We start from the raw sequence: 482 nt of genomic DNA on the forward strand, positions 1-482 counted from the left end.
GCAATAGTAACTGTCTTAGAACTTGAATTTGTGTTACTGGAATTGTTAGATGAACTATTTGTAACACCAATAGTAACTGAACTAGGTAAGGATTTACTACTTGAATATTTAGTTAATACTTGACTAAATGTCTCAACTAATAATGAATATTCAACCTTACCAATAGATGTAGTTGAATAGTTAGGACCTTGACCATAATTCAAGATGAACTTATAAGTCCTATTAGCAGAATCAACATAATCCGCTTTACCTAATTTACTTCCATTTAATGAATCACCAGTTGGATTTGAGGTTCACTTACAGTAACATTAAGAACATTCAATGTTGTACTTGTTCCCTTACCCTGTGAAAGATAAACTATAGCCAAAGACTCATAATATAAGAATTGACTCATAGTACAGGTATAAGATCCTATTTTCACAGTGGTTGGAAGTTTATTGTTCTTAGCATAATATGAATCAACAGTTTTAGCCGCATCCATT

General features: G+C 31.5%; 1 protein-coding gene and 1 pseudogene. Both read right to left on the reverse strand.

Annotated elements, in window-relative coordinates:
* Positions 1 to 203 (reverse strand): hypothetical protein (locus ON24_RS08830; protein ID WP_040682691.1); only part of this gene is annotated, 203 nt, incomplete at its 3' end.
* A 62-nt stretch (positions 204 to 265) separates the two neighbouring features.
* Positions 266 to 482: pseudogene (locus ON24_RS09395) on the reverse strand (pseudomurein-binding protein); the annotation flags it as partial.

Origin of the sequence: Methanobrevibacter boviskoreani JH1 (genome assembly GCF_000320505.1) — an archaeon.
In the GTDB taxonomy this organism is placed as follows: domain Archaea; phylum Methanobacteriota; class Methanobacteria; order Methanobacteriales; family Methanobacteriaceae; genus Methanarmilla; species Methanarmilla boviskoreani.